This window comes from Bradyrhizobium sp. Kon69, from assembly GCF_055807515.1.
This window is the reverse complement of record NZ_JBVVOS010000178.1, coordinates 1-350: the sequence shown is the minus strand read 5'-3', so window position 1 is coordinate 350 and position 350 is coordinate 1. Positions and strand designations below refer to the sequence as shown.

Below are 350 nucleotides of genomic sequence, written 5' to 3'. Positions count from 1 at the left end.
GCTGCCTACGCCCTCAGCGAAAGAGCTGAAGTGGACAAGATCCCGCTGATCACCCTCGGTTACGGTCGTACCGAAGCCATCGACGGTACGGTGTTTCCGTACAACTTCCCGGTGATGCTGACTTTCTACAGTGAAGCCTCGACCCTGGTGAACTACATCGCCGAGCGCGAAGGCGGCTTCGACAAACTGAAGGGCAAGAAAATCGCCACGGTTTATCACGACTCGGCCTACGGTCGCGAAACCCTCGGTCCGCTGAAGCTGCTGGCCGAAAAGTACGGCTTTGAAAATATCCAGATTCCGGTGGCCGACCCCGGCAACGAGCAATCGGCGCAATGGCGCCAGGTACGCCA

Annotated in this window: 1 protein-coding gene; it reads left to right on the top strand. The window is 58.3% G+C overall.

Going from position 1 to position 350, the window contains the following annotated elements:
- Nucleotides 1–350 (top strand): ABC transporter substrate-binding protein (locus AC0L3U_RS38720; RefSeq protein ID WP_473365011.1); only part of this gene is annotated, 350 nt, incomplete at both ends.